Annotated in this window: 15 protein-coding genes; 10 read left to right on the top strand and 5 right to left on the bottom strand. The window is 40.9% G+C overall.

Annotated elements, in window-relative coordinates:
• Positions 1 to 327: 327 nt before the first annotated feature.
• Together JI723_RS00470 and JI723_RS00465 are read left to right on the top strand one after the other, a co-directional pair.
• Positions 328 to 1,527 carry a BaiN/RdsA family NAD(P)/FAD-dependent oxidoreductase gene (locus tag JI723_RS00470; protein ID WP_272580621.1) on the top strand — a complete coding sequence of 400 codons (1,200 nt, stop codon included), beginning with the start codon at positions 328 to 330 and terminating at the stop codon, positions 1,525 to 1,527.
• 548 nt (positions 1,528 to 2,075) lie between these two features.
• A complete protein-coding gene (locus JI723_RS00465) occupies positions 2,076 to 2,774 on the top strand; it encodes a pirin family protein (RefSeq protein WP_272580622.1) in 699 nt (232 codons plus the stop codon).
• A 63-nt stretch (positions 2,775 to 2,837) separates the two neighbouring features.
• Here JI723_RS00465 and pckA read toward each other — a convergent pair whose 3' ends face one another.
• From pckA to JI723_RS00445, 4 genes are all read right to left on the bottom strand, one after another.
• Positions 2,838 to 4,457, bottom strand: a complete 1,620-nt coding sequence (gene pckA, locus JI723_RS00460; protein WP_070927531.1) for a phosphoenolpyruvate carboxykinase (ATP) — start codon at positions 4,455 to 4,457, stop codon at positions 2,838 to 2,840.
• A 204-nt stretch (positions 4,458 to 4,661) separates the two neighbouring features.
• Positions 4,662 to 5,534, bottom strand: a complete 873-nt coding sequence (gene hslO / locus JI723_RS00455; RefSeq protein ID WP_070927529.1) for an Hsp33 family molecular chaperone HslO — start codon at positions 5,532 to 5,534, stop codon at positions 4,662 to 4,664.
• A gap of 25 nt (positions 5,535 to 5,559) precedes the next feature.
• Positions 5,560 to 5,970: a ribosome-associated heat shock protein Hsp15 gene (gene hslR / locus JI723_RS00450; protein WP_070927527.1), complete on the bottom strand. Its 411-nt coding sequence runs from the start codon at positions 5,968 to 5,970 to the stop codon at positions 5,560 to 5,562.
• A 50-nt stretch (positions 5,971 to 6,020) separates the two neighbouring features.
• Positions 6,021 to 8,114 (bottom strand): IgaA/UmoB family intracellular growth attenuator, encoded by a 2,094-nt coding sequence (locus JI723_RS00445; protein WP_272580624.1) that lies wholly within the window; start codon positions 8,112 to 8,114, stop codon positions 6,021 to 6,023.
• 499 nt (positions 8,115 to 8,613) lie between these two features.
• Here JI723_RS00445 and nudE point away from each other — a divergent pair, with 499 nt between their 5' ends.
• Positions 8,614 to 9,165: an ADP compounds hydrolase NudE gene (nudE, locus tag JI723_RS00440; RefSeq protein WP_070927523.1), complete on the top strand. Its 552-nt coding sequence runs from the start codon at positions 8,614 to 8,616 to the stop codon at positions 9,163 to 9,165.
• Between the two features lie 87 nt (positions 9,166 to 9,252).
• Here the strand turns inward: nudE and mrcA are convergent, their stop codons facing one another.
• The gene (mrcA, locus tag JI723_RS00435; protein WP_272580625.1) at positions 9,253 to 11,784 is read right to left on the bottom strand and encodes a peptidoglycan glycosyltransferase/peptidoglycan DD-transpeptidase MrcA; all 2,532 of its coding nucleotides are present in this window, start codon (positions 11,782 to 11,784) and stop codon (positions 9,253 to 9,255) included.
• Positions 11,785 to 11,900: 116 nt separating this feature from the next.
• On the opposite strand from mrcA, the gene pilM reads away from it, so the two are divergent.
• The 7 genes from pilM to JI723_RS00400 all read left to right on the top strand — a co-directional run bounded on the left by pilM (position 11,901) and on the right by JI723_RS00400 (position 18,237).
• On the top strand, positions 11,901 to 12,752 hold the full coding sequence (gene pilM, locus JI723_RS00430; protein ID WP_140182486.1) for a pilus assembly protein PilM: 852 nt from the start codon (positions 11,901 to 11,903) through the stop codon (positions 12,750 to 12,752).
• Positions 12,739 to 13,281 (top strand): PilN domain-containing protein, encoded by a 543-nt coding sequence (locus tag JI723_RS00425; RefSeq protein WP_070927517.1) that lies wholly within the window; start codon positions 12,739 to 12,741, stop codon positions 13,279 to 13,281. Before pilM ends, JI723_RS00425 begins: the two co-directional genes overlap by 14 nt.
• Positions 13,271 to 13,822, top strand: coding sequence for a hypothetical protein (locus tag JI723_RS00420; RefSeq protein ID WP_337979694.1), 552 nt, complete (start codon positions 13,271 to 13,273; stop codon positions 13,820 to 13,822). Before JI723_RS00425 ends, JI723_RS00420 begins: the two co-directional genes overlap by 11 nt.
• Positions 13,812 to 14,858, top strand: coding sequence for a secretin N-terminal domain-containing protein (locus JI723_RS00415; RefSeq protein ID WP_272580629.1), 1,047 nt, complete (start codon positions 13,812 to 13,814; stop codon positions 14,856 to 14,858). Before JI723_RS00420 ends, JI723_RS00415 begins: the two co-directional genes overlap by 11 nt.
• Before the next feature lie 506 nt (positions 14,859 to 15,364).
• On the top strand, positions 15,365 to 15,886 hold the full coding sequence (gene aroK / locus JI723_RS00410) for a shikimate kinase AroK (protein ID WP_070927511.1): 522 nt from the start codon (positions 15,365 to 15,367) through the stop codon (positions 15,884 to 15,886).
• Positions 15,887 to 15,918: 32 nt separating this feature from the next.
• Positions 15,919 to 17,007 carry a 3-dehydroquinate synthase gene (gene aroB / locus JI723_RS00405; RefSeq protein WP_272580630.1) on the top strand — a complete coding sequence of 363 codons (1,089 nt, stop codon included), beginning with the start codon at positions 15,919 to 15,921 and terminating at the stop codon, positions 17,005 to 17,007.
• A 318-nt stretch (positions 17,008 to 17,325) separates the two neighbouring features.
• The gene (locus tag JI723_RS00400; RefSeq protein WP_272580631.1) at positions 17,326 to 18,237 is read left to right on the top strand and encodes an SPOR domain-containing protein; all 912 of its coding nucleotides are present in this window, start codon (positions 17,326 to 17,328) and stop codon (positions 18,235 to 18,237) included.
• Positions 18,238 to 18,275 lie beyond the last annotated feature (38 nt).

Here is an 18,275-nt window from a genome sequence, read left to right as displayed (position 1 = left end):
TCAATATATTACATGATTTGTTTTTATTCTGATTTTTCGAAACTTTTTTATCAGAATTTCACTCAAATCTGAGTTAATTCATCTTTTTTGGCGAATTTCTCGGAAGCTGCCCACTTTTTTCGACAATCATTCTAAGCTAATTAATCGCATAAAGCCTTTAACCGAACAGCAAAAAACCAGCTCAAAAGTTCAGCAAAACCTAATTATAATATTGTATTCAAGACTTTTCATTGCCCGTGACATTACAATGATTGAAATATAACGTAAAATAGATACTCCCATCATGATTAGTATTTTAGAATCAAATATATATAGAGAATTTTTATTGTGAAAAATTATGACGTTATTATTCTTGGTGCAGGTGCTGCGGGACTATTTTGTGCCTCACTAGCAGGAAAACGCGGACTAAATACGCTTGTCTTGGATAACGGCAAAAAACTCGGCAGAAAAATTCTTATGTCAGGGGGAGGACGCTGTAATTTTACCAATATCTATGCTGATCACAGCAATTACCTTTCCGCAAACCCACATTTTTGTAAGTCAGCACTTGCTCGCTACACACAGTGGGATTTCATTGCCTTAGTCAACAAATACAACATTCCCTATCATGAAAAAACATTAGGTCAGCTGTTTTGCGATAATAGCGCTCAAGATATTGTGGATATGTTAGAAGCAGAATGTGATTTGCCAAATATCACGATTAAATTACGCAGTGAAGTAACCCGTGTAGAAAAAATAGATAACCGCTTTGTTATCACTTCAAATGGAAATGAAGTAAGTACACACTCACTTGTGGTTGCAACCGGAGGATTATCGATGCCGGGCCTTGGAGCAACACCTTTTGGCTATCGACTTGCGGAGCAGTTTGGCCACCATATTTTGCCGACTCGTGCCGCTCTAGTGCCTTTTACACTCCATAAGCCTTTGTTAGACCACCTGCAAGTTCTATCCGGTGTGTCTGTCGCAGCAACGGTCACAGCCGCAGATGGAACGTTGTTTAAAGAAAACATTCTGTTTACCCACCGTGGCCTATCTGGACCCGCCATTTTGCAAATCTCCAACTATTGGAACCCTGGTGAGTTTGTGAGTATTAACTTACTTCCTGAAACGTCTCTGACTGAATATTTGTCCGAAGAGCGCCAATCTCACCCCAACCAATCACTCAAAACCACACTGACTAAACTATTACCTAAGCGCCTAATTGAAATACTACAAGAGCTAGGGCAAATCCCTGAGTGCACACTCAAACAACTCAATCACCCACAGGTTGAAGCTCTGCATAACACACTCCATCAATGGCAAGTGCAACCAAATGGCACTGAAGGCTATCGTACAGCGGAAGTCACATTAGGAGGTGTTGATACACGCGAGATCTCGTCCAAAACGATGGAGTCGTTAAAAAGCAAAGGGCTGTATTTTATTGGTGAAGTGGTCGATGTGACCGGCTGGCTCGGGGGATATAACTTCCAGTGGGCATGGAGCTCTGCGTCTGCATGTGCAGAAAATCTCCCTTTTAAGGCCAATTAAAAAACGCTAACGATGTCCGGCTGTTATCTAAGCAGCCATTGTGAGCTTTACCTTATCAATAACAATAACCACAAAAAATATAAATTATTTTAATGTAATCTCTACATGTTAACGAATAATAGCCCTACTATTAATATGTATTGTTCAAAAATCTCGTTTTAGTGGAAAAAATTTAATCCATTGAAAAATAATGGATATTTTTAATTTTTATAGAAATCATATAATTGCGATTTTTATTATAAATTATATCTTTTTGATTAAAAAAAACACTTTACAAACGATAGTGATAACTATTATCATCAAATCACTCCCACGACATAGCTTACTCAGCTACTGTTTTGGCAGTACGACATTGCTCACATTGCTTCCAGTGTTTAGTTTAGCCAGCCTTGCGCTGGCTATTTTTTTGTCTTCTTTTTTATTCAAATTTTTTGGATCCTATGGTCAATCCTATCTACTTCTCTCTTTAGTCAAATTAGCTAAACTATTACCAACAAGTTTAGAGCTGACCCACACTGAGTTGGGTAGGCTTTTAAGGAGATGACACAATGATCTATTTACGTAAAGCAAATGACCGCGGCCATGCTAATCATGGCTGGCTAGATAGCTGGCATACTTTTTCGTTTGCTAATTACTATGATGAACAATTTATGGGCTTCTCAGCACTACGTGTCATCAATGAAGACTTTATTGATGCGGGTCAAGGCTTTGGTACCCACCCCCATAAAGATATGGAAATTTTAACTTATGTTCTTGAAGGCACCGTAGAACATAAAGATAGTATGGGTAATATGGAGCAAATACCTGCCGGTGAATTCCAAATCATGAGCGCAGGTACGGGTATACGTCACTCAGAATATAACCCTGATGATAAAAACCGTTTACACTTATATCAAATCTGGATTTTACCTGAAAAAACAGGTATCGAGCCTCGCTACGCACAAAAACGTTTTGATTCCGTAGGTGGTAAGCAATTAGTTCTATCGCCAGACGCAAGAGAAGGCTCATTAAAAGTCTATCAAGATATGACACTATGGCGCTGGGCATTGCCGAAAGATGAAACGCACACTTATGCAATTGCTGATAAGCGTGTTGTTTGGATCCAAGTCGTCAAAGGAATGGTTGAAGTCAATGGTCAAACCGCAACCACCAGCGATGGCTTAGCGATTTGGCAAGAGAACCAACTGACGATCAAAGCAAGCGAAGGTAGTGAAATCTTACTGTTCGATTTACCTGCCGCTGATTAATGTTCCATCCATATCAAAAAGGCCCTCTATTGAGGGCCTCCGCGTTTTAAAACTCACCGCTAATTACAGCTTAGGACCGGCTTTAACCAGAGCCTCACCCGCTGGAGTGTCTGTATACTTATCAAAGTTTTTCACGAAACGATCAGCCAAATCTTTCGCTTTCTCATCCCATTGTGATTTATCTGCATAAGTATTGCGTGGGTCAAGAATATTAGTATCAACCCCCGGCAGCGCTGTCGGTACTTCCAAATCAAAGATGGGTAATTCAATAGTATCCGCTTTCTCGATGTCACCACTTAAGATCGAATCGATGATTGCGCGCGTATCTTTGATTGAAATACGTTTACCAGTACCGTTCCAACCTGTGTTAACTAAATAAGCTTTAGCGCCAGCCGCTTCCATACGCTTCACTAATACTTCTGCATACTGTGTTGGGTGCAATGAAAGGAATGCAGCCCCAAAGCAAGCAGAGAACGTTGGTGTTGGCTCTGTAACACCGCGCTCAGTACCTGCTAATTTCGCAGTAAAACCAGATAGGAAGTGATATTGGGTTTGCTCTGGCGTCAAGCGAGAAACTGGAGGCAATACGCCAAATGCATCAGCAGTTAAGAAAATCACTTTTGTTGCATGGCCAGCTTTAGACACAGGTTTAACAATATTGTCGATATGATAGATAGGGTAAGAAACTCGTGTATTTTCTGTTTTTGAACCATCATCAAAATCAACACTACCATCAGCCAATACGGTGACGTTTTCTAACAACGCATCGCGCTTGATAGCGCCATAGATGTCTGGCTCAGCTTCTTTAGAAAGGTGGATCGTTTTCGCATAGCAGCCACCTTCAAAGTTAAACACGCCATCGTCATCCCAACCGTGCTCATCATCACCAATTAGCTTACGTTTTGGATCTGTCGACAGAGTCGTTTTACCTGTACCTGATAGGCCGAAGAAAATGGCAACATCGCCTTGCTCGCCCACGTTAGCCGAACAGTGCATAGATGCGATGCCTTTTAATGGCAGCAGGTAGTTCATCATAGAGAACATACCTTTCTTCATTTCACCGCCGTACCATGAACCACCAATTAACTGCATACGTTCAGTTAAGTTGAAAGCGACAAAGTTTTCTGAGTTCAAACCTTGCTCTTTCCAATTTGGGTTAGTGCATTTCGCTCCGTTCATCACAATGAAGTCTGGTTCAAAACCGACCAGTTCAGCATCAGTTGGACGAATAAACATGTTTTTAACGAAATGAGCCTGCCACGCCACTTCCGTGATAAAGCGTACTTTCAGGCGAGTATCTGCGTTTGCACCACAGAATGCATCAATGATAAATAAACGTTTGCCTGACAACTGTTCTGTGACTAAATGCTTTAACTCACTCCAAACTTTTTGAGTCATCGGTTTGTTATCATTTTTGCCTTTACCCTGATCAGCCCACCAGACAGTATCGCGAGTGACATCATCACGTACGATATATTTATCTTTTGGTGAACGACCGGTAAAAATACCAGTATCAACAGCAACGGCACCTAATGTTGTCACGGTACCACGCTCATAGCCTTCTAATTCAGGTTTGGTTTCTTCCTTGAATAGCAGCTCATAACTAGGGTTATAAACAACTTCTGCTACATCATGAATGCCATACTGCTCGAGATCCTTCGGGGTCATACTTTTAGCGCTCATTATTATTGCTCCAGGTAATCATAATTAATCTACAGATGATCATAATTCTTTACGACTAATTAACAGCGATAGCTATCAAAGAATTGAAAATGTATAATTTTTTTTAATTCATTATGAGACTTAGAGCACGTAATAAGCCTTTAAAAATATATAAAAAGGGTGCAAAATTGCACCCTGATCACATAATTAGGTTGCTAAATCGTATCAGTGAAGTTGCTGATTTAGTTCCTTTTTTAACCCTTGAATATCAGATTCAATAAATATGTAGTGCGCGCCACAATATTCACACTCCATATCAATTTTTCCATCTTTTTGCAATATATCGGCAACATCTTCTTCTGATAAAGTGAGTAACGTACTTTCGCAACGTTCACGTGAGCAAGTACAACGGAACTCTACCGCTTGAGGATCATATAAGGTCACGTCTTCTTCATGATATAAACGATGCAAAACTTCTTTCACATCAAGCTCACTCAGCTCTTTACCTTTAATTGTGGCTGTCAATTGTACTAAGTGATCGAAAAATTCATGACTCGTTTCATCTGCCGCAGGTAAAACTTGTAATAACATGCCACCAGCAATCGCTTTTCCATTTTCTTCGCCTACACGAATGAATAGACGAGTTGGTAACTGCTCTGACTGCATAAAATAAGCGTCAATACACTCTTCAATGGTTTCACCCTCAATCGCTACGATCCCTTGATAACGCTCACCTTGAGTTGGTGTGATGGTAATGACCATATAGCCATTACCAACCATTTGTTTCAATGAGCTGCCTGCTACGACTGGACCATTGATCCGAGCAACACCTCGCATTTGCTGTAAATTATTACCATTGATAACCGCTAAATTCACAGGTCCATCACCTTGAATTTGCACAGTAATATCACCATCAAATTTTAATGTCGCCGTCAGCAAACTGGTTGCCACTAGCAATTCACCCAATAGCCCTTTCACAGCTTCAGGGTAATCGTGATTATCTAAGATCTGTTGAAAAGTATCGTCGACAGTAATCATTTCTCCACGCACAGCGTGCTGTTCAAACAGGAAGCGATGGAGTAAGTCTTGTTTAGCCATAATGTCTCTCTATTACGTTGGCTCCTTAGGAGGAGCCATGGGAATTCGTTTGTTTAAATTTTAGCAGGGTTCGACGCTCTTTTTTATCAGGTCGCCGTTCCGGATGAGGCATAGTTAATGCATTCATCTTCCGTGCTTGTGCGACTTTGTCGCGCTGCTCTAGGCTTTCTTGGGTTTCACGATACAGTAACTGTGCATCAGGAGCGCCTCGGCGCTGGCTACTTATCTCCAATACTTCGACAGTACGTTCATCATTTCCTTGCCTCAGCCTAATCAGTGCATTTAGCTCAACTATCTTACCGGGTTTGGTTCTTTGCCCGTTATAATGAACTTTTCCACCATCAATCATATCGCGAGCAATCGAACGAGTTTTATAAAAGCGCGCTGCCCATAGCCATTTATCAAGGCGAACCGGTTCTGTTGATGTTTGTTTCATGATGTTACCTCACTGTAAATCATCAAAATGAGGCTGCCACCATTCGAAAATTAACTTTGATTGGAGGGATTGCCTGCCTCGAAGCACTTATCGTAATACTGTTGAATATTACGCAAGCGCCTTTTATTGTTTATGACACGAGATACAACTAAAGTACCATTCAGTATCACAACGATAGCAAGAAAAAGTGCAAATAAGGAATTACTGACATATTGAGACATTACTGCGTCACTTGGCTTACTATGAAGCGTAATGTGCAATGTGCCGTTTGCATCAGTGGATAATTGGGTAACAATACCTTCAACATCGAATGGAGTATTCACCAGCAAGCCAGCTATTCGTTTCAGCTCCAACCAACGTTGTAAGGGAGTCAAATCATTAAAGACGCTCCCTACGATAGAATCTACTAATGCTTTATTTTCATCACTAATGAATAACACCCCCCCAGGAGGAGGACTATTCAATTTAGCGGCCTCTTTTTCAACTTCGCCTTTGATAAATTCATATGTGGTGGCTTCAACGAGCTTTTCCAAGGCCTCTGCACTTCCTGCGCGTAATAAAACATGCGCACCACTCAATTTACCTGTAGAGGCCTTCGCAACCAATGCGTCCCAATCATCGGTACTACCTAAATTAATTAACGCATTTTTTAATTTTGGACAGGCCTTTTCTTCGTAGCATAATTCATTGGTTTTCAATATGATCTCAGAGAAATCAAAAATAATATTCATGCCTGACTTCATGATATCGCGTTGCAATCGAGGGTTAACGCCAACACCGCTTTTTTCAGGATGTAATTGACTTTGTACTGCATTTAATAAATTTGTCGCACGCTCTACAATCACCGATTCCGGATCAGGAGACAAGCTCATATTGTTCCAATAAATACCTGAGCAATCAAAAGGCGCAAATTGTGCTTGATTTGAATCAGAGAAATTAGGTGGCCGATAGCACATCCCAACGCCTTTGGCCGTTAAGCTATCGCCGATTTTTAATTGATGTGTTTCCAATTCAGTGACATTGGTGACTTTTACGGTTTCAGCACCGTCTAGCCACGCAACCCCTAATTTAATAGGTAAACTCATTGATTGATAAGAAAACATTAAAATCAAAACTAATAACCCTGTTGCGAGTATTACAAGGTTTTTTTTATATCGGCGATACGGGTAATAACGTTCCTCTTCATGTAATGAGAGAAACTGCCCATAACGCAAAACATGCCCTGATGAGTACATGTCTATATTGGTCGCTTTATTCAATTCACGCTGAATATACGGCTCCCAATGAGGGGGGTAATAAAGATCGGTACCACCGATAGAAACTGTTGATGATTGCCTTTTATCCAATTCGCCATACAATTCCCACCGTTTAGGCTGCCCAAATACACATTGCACATCTTGTAAGGACTGGGGAAATACACGAACGCGGAATAAAGCCAATAACCCAATAATTAAACAAATAAACGCACCAATAAAACCCCATGACTGCAAGAAAGGAAGCGCTAATAACGCTAAGTACCCTAATAAAAAACTCAAGCAAATAAAAAGCGTGCCAACCCAGCTTGATGAATGATTTAAGCGATGCTCTTCGACGGTTTCTTGGCGCACACGTAAAACCTGTACATTTGGCTCGCCACGTTCATGAATCGCAGCTTCCGGTGCCGTTCTTTCACTGACTTCATCCCCAGACCATTCATCATTAAAATCCTTCAATGAAAAACCATTCAAAGAAATAATAAGTGGTAGATGATTTGTATCAACCAACTCCATCACGTTTTGTTGCTGTAAATAAGGTTCGAGCTGTGAAGGAAGCTTAACTTCAAGGGTATCGATAAAATAACGCCAGCTATCCGTTTTTTCTTGGCGCAAATTAAAACGCGTGACTGAATTACAAACCGTTGCGATGACTGGATTCTTTTTTAATTGCCACCGTGATTGTTCAACATTTAGGGAAGAAGACAAATTAGAGCGCAGATATTGTGAAATTGTTTGGTAGTCGGAGTCAATCATCTTTCGAAAAGAGGGCTCAGCCTGAGAAGGGATCTGATAGACACCAGAATTCCGCCCCCGTCTGAAATACAGAAAGGAAGCCATTATAGTTAGGCTAATAATTAATATAGCCGTTATAATGACGTAATTAAGCATCTTTGCCCCAATGAAATAATATCAAGAAAAGCATAGCAATCACTACGCTGCCCCTAAATAAGCCAATTCCTATTCTATTTCTAATTTTTATCTTAATTTACAATACGTTGTAATTGAAAAAATTTATTTATTAATCTGTGCTATTTTTATACGCTTTCAAGCCACCAAAATATGTCAAACTGTTTACAAAGTTGTTTCAACACTCATGGTTTAATATCGAAAATGCAGATACTCGTTTGCTTTACGCCACAGCCCTTTAATACGCTAACCACGCAATGATTACTCACGTATTTCGAGTATCGCACTCTCTATTTACCACACTCAACACACAACTTGAAGCTTCGCAAGTATAACGACTGAATTTTATTAGCCCTATAATCTCTATCAATTTTTTTTGAGATGGGTCATAGTGATGTGAGCCATAACAACTTGCAGTATAAAAAGTGACATTTTTTTGTCTCTATTATTTTTTATTCATCTACCCTATTCGGGGATCATTATGACAGAGCTTAAAAAGCCAAAAATTCTGAGTATTCAGGACGTTGCTCATTCAAAACTATTCAGTATTCAATCTGTTAACCTCGAGTTTAGCAACGGTGAAAAACGCATTTATGAAAGAATGCGCCCAGGGAAACGGGAAGCCGTTCTTATCGTTCCGATCATCAATGACAGTGTGATCCTCATTCGTGAATATGCTGTCGGTATTGAAGACTATGAACTCGGGTTCCCTAAAGGTGCCATCGACCCTGGTGAAACACCAATAGAAGCAGCACAACGTGAACTAAAAGAAGAAATAGGCTTTGGTGCCAACCAAATCAAGCAGGTAGCGAAACTCACTATGTCGCCCTCTTACTTTTCGAGTAAAATGAATATTCTGATTGCAGATGATCTCTATAGTGAGAAATTAGAAGGTGATGAGCCAGAACCGCTGCAACAAGTCAGATGGCCCATTGCTCGTATGATGGAATTACTTGAACACCCTGATTTTAATGAAGCACGTAATATCAGTGCACTATTTTACCTTGAACGCTTTTTAAAACATCGCGTTTAAATGTTTTACCTCTAAAAATAAATAGGAAAATCAATCACGATTTTCCTATTTAACTCATATCAATAATGCTCCCTTGCAAAGAGAGAATTAAAACAGTTCTTGGCTCCCACCGCCCTCTTCAAAGATGGTCGTGCCCACTTCTTGAACTACATGCTCTTTAGGCTCCGTTCCCTCAATAAAGTACTCTTTACGAGAGCTGCCTAGTTTGCCTGTGCGGTTATCAATAGATACTGAAATTACCCCTTTAGGTGGCTTCATCATCGTTACAGGCACCCCCTCAAGGATAGACTTCATAAAATCATCCCACATAGGTTGAGCACTCTTAGCGCCTGCTTCACCACCGCTAGCGGCGGTACGGCCTAACGAACGTCTATTATCATCAAAACCGATCCACGCTGATGCAACAACATCTGGGCCATAACCTGAGAACCATGCATCTTTTGAGCTGTTAGTGGTTCCCGTTTTACCACCAATATCACGGCGCCCCCCCAAATCTCTCGCTGCACGCCAGCCCGTTCCTGACCAACCCGGCTCACCGTATATATTGGTCATCATTGCATCTCGGATCAAGAAAGCCAATGGTGTGCTGATCACATGAGGTGCATACTTATCGTCTGCTGTTACCTCTTCGGGCGTGGCTGATGCCATTTCCATTGTTGGCTCTTGTTGTACCGTATTATCATCTGATTGAGTGACTTCTTCCGTCGACTCATCATCAACACCTTTCAACGCGATGGTACGCTCAGTATTACCGTAAATAACTGGAATATCAGTACAATCAGGGCAAGCAATTCTTGGCTGAGCTTCAAACAATACCTTACCATCAACATCTTCGATTTTTTGAATATAGAAAGGGTCAACAAGATAGCCACCATTCACCATTACTGCATACCCTCTTACCATCTGCATTGGTGTGAAAGAAGGCGCACCAAGGGCTAAAGCTTCTGTGCGATTAATATTCTCAGCAGGGAAACCAAAACGCGTTAAATAATCAGCGGCATAATCAACTCCCATTGCGCGCATTGCACGCACCATCACGACGTTCTTCGATTGGCCTAAACCTTGCCTTAAGCGAATTGGCCCATCATAGCGAGGTGGTGAGTTTTTAGGGCGCCAATCTGAACCCGCCCCTGCATCCCAACGGCTAATCGGCACGTCATTCAGTAATGAAGAAAGTGTTAGCCCTTTATCCATCGCCGCTGTGTATAAGAATGGTTTGATGTTTGAACCCACTTGGCGTAACGATTGAGTGACTCGATTAAACTCACTCATGTTGAAATCAAAACCACCTACCAACGCAATAATTGCGCCATTATTTGGATTCAATGCGACGAAAGCACCGTTTACATCAGGTACTTGTCCTAACCACCAACTGTCTTTTACCTTGCGGATCCAAATTTGCTCCCCAGCTTTGATAACCGCATTTACTTTATTTGGCGTTGCGCCTTGCTGAGTATCAGAGATAAATTTACGTGCCCAACGGACACCCGCTAACGTAATTTTTTCCGTTGAACCATCCGCCAATTGAACAGTAGCTTCACTGTCCGTAGCTGAAAGCACAACAGCGGGCAGCAGCGGGCCATAAACAGGGGATTTTTTCAGTTTTTCAATAATCTGTTCGCTAGTCCATGCCGTTTCCGGCGCACTCCACAACACTTCTGTAGGGCCACGATAGCCGTGGCGAACATCATAATCGATCAAATTATTACGTACTGCATCTGTCGCAGCAAGTTGGTCTTTACGAATAACCGTGGTGTAAACCTTATAGCCATCGGTATAAGCATCTTCACCATGTTGTTCGTAAAGTGTTTGACGAGCCATTTCTGCTAAATAAGGCGCTGAAAAATCAATTTTTGGCGCATGATATGACGCCTCAATTTTTTCACTTTTCGCTTGCTCATATTGATCTTGAGTGATGTATTTTTCTTCTAACATTCTCCCAAGCACCACATTACGACGGTTAACTGCACGCTCATAAGAATACAATGGGTTAAATGTTGAAGGGGCTTTTGGTAAGCCAGCAATCATCGCGATTTCACTGAGGGTTAACTCATTGACCGTTTTACCAAAGTACACATAAGCCGCAGCACCTACACCGTAAGCTCGGTTACCTAAATAGATCTTATTGAGATACAACTCCATAATCTCATCTTTGGTAAACAATTGCTCAATTCTCACCGCAAGAAACGCTTCTTTTGCTTTACGCATCAAGGTTTTTTCTGGACTCAAATAGAAGTTTCTTGCTAGTTGCTGGGTGATAGTACTCGCCCCTTGGGATGCATGCCCTGATGACGCCATTACCGTGACCGCACGAAAAATACCAATAGGGTCAATACCATGGTGCTCATAAAAGCGGCTATCTTCAGTGGCAATAAATGCCTTGATCATAAGGGGTGGAATATCAGCTAATGGCAATGGTATACGGCGCTTTTCGCCATACTGTGCGATCAACTCTCCATCTGCACTGAAAACCTGCATTGGCGTTTGTAAGCGGATGTCTTTCATTGTCGCAACGTCAGGCAGCTCACCTTCGACATACTTGTACATGCCAAAAATCGAAGCTGTTCCCAAAAAAATGCAACAAATAACAATAATGAAAAAATATTTTACGAACTTCACCGGATAATTCCCATGCTCAACAGACAGGAGGGTTTAGATATATATGGCGCGTAGTATAAAGCTTATACAGCTCAATAGAAATCGTAATTTAACGGTTAATAATAAGGATATTATCTATGTATTCACAACTCTGGCATGTTGGGATCGACCTTTGCCAAACAACAATACAGCTTGTGGCAGCACGGCGGAGCCGTAAACATTGGCATCTATGTGAATGTTGGCAACACCCTATTCCAAACCAAATTTCCGACCTATCTGAAAATAAAAAACGCGCTATCCTACTGGATATATTAGTACAATGGCGTCGGAAATTACCGAAAAATTGTCAAGTTTCTATCGCATTTCCCTCGTTAAGAACGATAAAACAACAAATAACGTTACCTGAACAACTCACATTACAACAGCCTGAATTGGGTTGGTATTTACGTGCCCAAGCAGAAAAATTGTTTCCATTGAGCATAGAAGAACTCACAATTGATTATAGAGTGATCAACCGCAGCGCCTATTTAAATGGCGTTCGCCGCTCTGAAATCTTGTTTTGGCAAGAGTTGTTTCAAAATAGTGGTTTTATACTAACCGCAATTGATGTTGCACCATGTGTTTTACGTTATCTTGCCCGCTTAGCGGGGCTGCCCGATGAAAGCTGGTTAGTGCATTATCGGCAAGGTGAATGGTTATGGTCGGGCCCAATAAGCCAACCGGCAAACTACAATCAAATCCAAGATAGCGATATTACCACCCTCAATCAATTACTCCCTCTTCTCACTGAAACCAATACATCTCAACCGCACCCAGTGTATTACATTGGCGACGACCATCAGTCACAAGCCAAACATTCATGGAATCTACTACAAGCATTTCAGCGATACTCTATTAAACTCCCTCATCAACTGGGTGACTATGTAATTGCAGCTGGCTTAGCGCTACGCCAAAAAGACAATGAAGGCGATAAATATGTATCAGGTTAATTTTTTGCCTTGGCGGCATCAGCGAATTACCCGCCGAAAATGGCAGTGTTTGATAATACTGATCATGCAAAGTAGCTGCGCCTTACTGATGATGATCTATTGCTATTTCCAGCAACAATCACAGCAGCAATATCTGCAAACCACTAAAACACAACTTGAACAACAACTCATGCTTAATCAGCAACAAATAGATACGATTAAACAGCAACAAGCCCAGCTGGAGCTGTGGCTTAGCCATCAACAAAGGCTCGATGAAGACTCACAAAATAATTTACGGCAACTGGATATTCTTAAACAATTATCCGTAATTACCCCAACAAAGAGTTGGCTAACCCATGTCGTTCTTACCAATAAACATTTAAACATCACCGCATATAGCTATGATTTTCAAGATATAAGCCAATTAATAAATCAAATAGAAAACAATCCTCTGTTGCATCAAACACAACTCATCAAAATGGGTAAGACACGCCAAGTGAATTACTTACATGTCAGTGCAAACATCTCGGAGGAAGGGCATGAACAGTAACACTTCTGCCTTTTGGTATCGTCCTTTGTGGCAACGGCTCTTGCCTACGAGTGTGGCTATGATACTTATTTTATTCACTTATTTTTATTTCTATTGGCAACCAATTGCACTTCAATTAGCCAAGCTAGAGCATGAGATACACGATCTCGACGCTCAATCACAATATATGCAAATCACACATCAACAATTACCCTCTCTTGAACTACTGAATTCGCAAATAGTCGCACTAAAACACAAGGTGAATTCATCTCAGCGAGATCCAAGTGAATTTATCACTCATTTACAGCAAACCGTTACCCGTACAAATGTTGTTCTTAATCGATTACAACCCTCAACAAATACAGAAACTCAGAAAAAAAGTTATACAATTGAAGTTCAAGGGGATTACCCTCAACTTTATCGTTTTATTCATGCTCTAATATCACCACCAACTCATCAAATAGGGTTGCTCTCCGGAGCCAGTTTCACACCACATAATGGCCAATTAGCAGCTACTCTAACTATTTCATTTATCACGGATGATAAAAATAATGCGCAATAAATTATTTTTTGTAGTTATTGGTATTTTAACGATTTCATTTAACGCTAGTTCACAGGCGTTACGCGACCCATTTATTCCTCAGTTAATAGAAACTAATCATGAAGTTTTATCCCAACAGCCCCCTTCCGTAACACCACCTCCAGAAAACCTATTTACTGAAAAAATTTTTACGTTGACCTCAATTAACGCTAAAGATGCCCTTGAGCAATTAAACCAAGTAGGCAATGCGCTGTTATCTAAAGAGGGCAGCGCCACCAGCCATTTAGCAACTAACAGCTTAGTGATTAAGGAAACCAAAAACCGATTACAACTTATCGGTGAGTGGTTAAAACAATTAGATATTCCTAAACAGCAAGTTCAGATAACCGCACACATTATCAGTAGTAGCCGAACAGCACTTCAAGAACTGGGGTTAGAGTGGGGTATGTTATCTGGAAGCCCAAATAATAGTCGTTATCAACGTTATAATCGTTATGACGCAGTTTCTGTGGCAGGGCAATTCAATTTTAATCTACTCAGGCTCGGAGAAGGCTTACTCGAACTCAAACTGAATGCATTAGAAAAAGAAAACTTACTGTCAATTATTGCTAGCCCTCGACTAGTCGCATCTCATAAACACCCAGCCAGTATTCAGCAAGGAACTGAAATTCCTTATGTAACCAGCACAGAAAAGAAAACACATGTTCAATTTAAAGATGCGGTATTAGGAATGGAGGTAACACCCACAATTTCACGAAGTGACCACATTGAGCTATTACTGAAAATTAGCCATAACTCACCAGATAAGGCGCTTACGGCAAGTGATAACCACTACTTAGCGATCAACAAGCAAGAAATAGTCACTTCAGTAACCATTCGAAATAATGAAACCTTGATACTTGGAGGCATTTTCCAACAAAAGCAAGAAAGCACCGAATCAGGTTTACCTATTCTTTCTGAGATCCCTTTTCTAGGTAGATTATTTACACATACAGGTAAACATATTGACCGTAGGGTTCTTATGGTTTTTATTACACCTAAGCTGATCAATATTTAGCACCAAACAATAACCAATATATTTCAATGTATTACAGAAACATAAAAGGAATATGAAGCCTAAAATTTATTTTTTATGTCATAAACCTACCGGATAAATTTGACGCTGGCGTCGTTTTAGCATACAAGGTTATCCATTGAGTGTTCTAACTATCGGTAGATTAAAGAACAAGCTATCAGCCGCTTATTAAATAGCCGCAATTAATTTGCTCTATAAATTAGCAGGTACTCTGCATCTTTGACATCAGGGTAATTCTGCTAAAACTCATTGTTGAACAAAACGTTAGGCAACATAGACGGCATAATTATAGAAACCAGTAACACCAAATGAGGCACTTTGTTCGCTCAGTGCCTCATTTATATAGTTGCAATTCAGGTTGATGTATTGAGATAATTTTCTTATCTGATCTCACTTATCACTCATGAGGTTTCAGTTTAGGTCCCGTCGCTAATTTGATTGGCGGGGCGGGTTATCATTAACGAATAATCGTAGTAATACCAAAAAACATGGCAGAGAAACGCAATATCTTTCTGGTTGGACCGATGGGTGCCGGCAAAAGCACTATTGGTCGTCAATTGGCTCAACAGCTTAATATGGAGTTTTTCGACTCTGATCACGAGATTGAAAAACGCACTGGCGCAGATGTAGGCTGGGTCTTTGACCTAGAAGGCGAAGAAGGCTTTCGCGATCGCGAAGAAAAAATCATCAATGAGCTTACCGAAAAACAAGGCATCGTATTGGCAACGGGTGGCGGTTCAGTAAAATCGAAAGAAACCCGAAATCGCCTATCCGCTCGTGGTGTTGTTGTGTATCTTGAGACCACTATCGAGAAACAATTATCTCGTACTCAACGCGATAAAAAACGTCCATTATTACAAGTGGATGAGCCAGCTCGCGAGGTTCTTGAGAAATTGGCATCTGAACGCAACCCTATGTATGAAGAGATTGCTGACATTACAATCCATACAGATGAGCAAAGTGCCAAAGTTGTCGCTAGCCAAATCATTGAGCTGTTAGAAAAAAACTAACTCAACCCAGTAATGGCACAAGGTAAAGCAAGATGGAAAAAGTCACTGTTACTTTGGAAGAACGTAGTTATCCAATCACTATTGCTTCAGGTCTTTATAACCAGTCAGATGCATTTTGGCCACTGAAGTCAGGTCAGCGTGCGATGGTGGTGACCAATGAAACACTCGCGCCTATCTATTTAGATAAAGTTACCCGAGTACTTGAAGCATTAGGTGTCTCAGTAGATTCCATCATATTACCTGATGGTGAACAATATAAATCATTGTTTATTATGAATGATGTGTTCACTGCCTTACTGGAAAAACGTCATAGTCGCGATACGACCCTTATTGCTTTAGGCGGTGGGGTTATCGGCGATCTAACAGGATTTGCTGCGGCAAGTTATCAGCGTGGGGTACGCTTTATCCAAGTTCCTACCACGTTGCTTTCGCAAGTAGATTCCTCTGTTGGTGGTAAAACCGCAGTTAACCACCCACTAGGCAAAAATATGATCGGGGCATTTTATCAACCCGCCTCTGTTATTATCGACCTTGATTGCCTAAAAACACTGCCTAAACGTGAACTATCATCAGGTCTTGCCGAAGTGATTAAATACGGCATTATTCTTGATGGTGAGTTTTTTAGCTGGTTAGAAAGCCATATTGATGCGCTCATGGCATTGGATAACCAAGCAATGGCTTACTGTATCCGTCGTTGCTGTGAACTCAAAGCACAAGTCGTCGCTGCTGATGAGAAAGAAACCAGTGGGTTAAGAGCGCTACTGAACCTTGGCCACACCTTTGGTCATGCTATTGAAGCACATATGGGTTACGGTGTTTGGTTACATGGTGAAGCCGTCGCTGCGGGTATGGTTATGGCAGCTAAAACCGCAGAAGGTATTGGTACCTTTACCTCAGCTCAAACACAGCGCATCATTGCCCTATTAGAACGTGCTGATTTACCTGTTACAGGGCCAAAACAAATGACCGCCGATGACTATTTACCTCATATGATGAGAGATAAAAAAGTCATGGGAGGCAAATTACATTTGATCTTACCTACCGCTATCGGTCATGCAGAAATGCGCTCAGACATAGAGTCGCAAACTGTATTGAATGCGATATCTTCCTGCTTACCATGAAAATCTGAATCTGATTGTATAATTTACCGCCAGAAACAGCGAATAACGTCTCTAAAACCGAGGGTTTTAAAATGTTTCTGGCAGATATGTCTTAAAGTCGTTAAATTATGCCATATATCTAAAGTTTCAGGTTACAACACTAACTCAAACACTTAGACTTTTAACTATGTGTTAGCTATTTCGTATATCATATGAAAAACGGGATGACGAAAACTATCCTTTGCAGGATTGCAGGTATACACTACTAGCTAGTAAGCAGCCGTAATACAGAGACACATTTATCTCGATTACAAAGCAATATATTTTTGGGAGGGCAAAATGGACGAATTTAAACCAGATAATCAGCCTCAAGCACAAAATGATCTACGGCCAGATACATCCGACCGACCAACAGGTCGTAGCCGTCAACAATCATCATCGGCAAAGCCTAAGCTGACGTTATCACGCCAGCACATTATGATTGGTGTCGGTGTATTGGTACTGTTATTGTTGATTATTGCCATTAGCTCAGCCTTAAAAGCACCAACTGAACATGAAAAGCAGCAAATTGATAGTTCTGACTCAAGTGGACGTAATATCGATCTGTCAGGTTCTTCCTCATTGAGTAATAGTTCACAGCAAGGTCAAACCCAAGAAATCAACATGCCGCCAGTGAGTCCAACTCCAACTCAGAGCGAACCACAACAGCAGCAAAATAATTATGGTGAACGGATAGAAATCCCAGGTGATGTTGCAGATGCATTGAACCAAGGCCAATCAATTAACCAAGGTTCAACAAATAATACGCAAACACAAAATATTGCTCCACCGCCAATTACTCAGACGCCATCTGTGCAAAACCCACAGACAACGCCAGTAAAACCAGAAAAAGTTCCAACAAAACCTGTTGAAACCAAACAACCGGCACAACCAAAACAGCCGGCGAAAACCGCCACCGCAGGCAATAGCCAAAGTGGTAACTTAATGTCTGCACCAGCAGGGAACTATACATTACAATTAAGCAGTGCAAGCCGCTCTGACACATTAGAAGCTTTCGCTAAACAACATAAACTGACGAACTATAAAGTTTATAAAACAATCCGCAATGGGAAAACTTGGTATGTATTAATCCATGGTAATTATCGCTCAGTGAATGAAGCAAAAAGTGCAATTTCCACTTTACCTGCTGATATCCAAGCGAAAAAGCCATGGGTAAGAAATATGAAACAAGTTCAACAGGATCAAAAATAATAACGTTTTATAGCGGGCGCACTATGCTGTCCTGACAG

Origin of the sequence: Providencia manganoxydans (genome assembly GCF_016618195.1) — a bacterium.
Taxonomy (GTDB): Bacteria; Pseudomonadota; Gammaproteobacteria; order Enterobacterales; family Enterobacteriaceae; genus Providencia; species Providencia manganoxydans.
Note: the sequence above shows the minus strand (reverse complement) of the source record. Positions and strands in the feature narration are given on the sequence as shown.

Excerpts from the sequence above, each read along its gene's own strand:
- JI723_RS00465 (WP_272580622.1), top strand. The coding sequence starts at position 2,076 with ATGATCTATTTACGTAAAGCAAATGACCGCGGCCATGCTAATCATGGC.
- pckA (WP_070927531.1), bottom strand. The coding sequence starts at position 4,457 with ATGAGCGCTAAAAGTATGACCCCGAAGGATCTCGAGCAGTATGGCATT.
- hslO (WP_070927529.1), bottom strand. The coding sequence starts at position 5,534 with ATGGCTAAACAAGACTTACTCCATCGCTTCCTGTTTGAACAGCACGCT.
- hslR (WP_070927527.1), bottom strand. The coding sequence starts at position 5,970 with ATGAAACAAACATCAACAGAACCGGTTCGCCTTGATAAATGGCTATGG.
- JI723_RS00445 (WP_272580624.1), bottom strand. The coding sequence starts at position 8,114 with ATGCTTAATTACGTCATTATAACGGCTATATTAATTATTAGCCTAACT.
- nudE (WP_070927523.1), top strand. The coding sequence starts at position 8,614 with ATGACAGAGCTTAAAAAGCCAAAAATTCTGAGTATTCAGGACGTTGCT.
- pilM (WP_140182486.1), top strand. The coding sequence starts at position 11,901 with ATGTATTCACAACTCTGGCATGTTGGGATCGACCTTTGCCAAACAACA.
- JI723_RS00425 (WP_070927517.1), top strand. The coding sequence starts at position 12,739 with ATGTATCAGGTTAATTTTTTGCCTTGGCGGCATCAGCGAATTACCCGC.
- JI723_RS00420 (WP_337979694.1), top strand. The coding sequence starts at position 13,271 with ATGAACAGTAACACTTCTGCCTTTTGGTATCGTCCTTTGTGGCAACGG.
- JI723_RS00415 (WP_272580629.1), top strand. The coding sequence starts at position 13,812 with ATGCGCAATAAATTATTTTTTGTAGTTATTGGTATTTTAACGATTTCA.
- aroK (WP_070927511.1), top strand. The coding sequence starts at position 15,365 with ATGGCAGAGAAACGCAATATCTTTCTGGTTGGACCGATGGGTGCCGGC.
- aroB (WP_272580630.1), top strand. The coding sequence starts at position 15,919 with ATGGAAAAAGTCACTGTTACTTTGGAAGAACGTAGTTATCCAATCACT.
- JI723_RS00400 (WP_272580631.1), top strand. The coding sequence starts at position 17,326 with ATGGACGAATTTAAACCAGATAATCAGCCTCAAGCACAAAATGATCTA.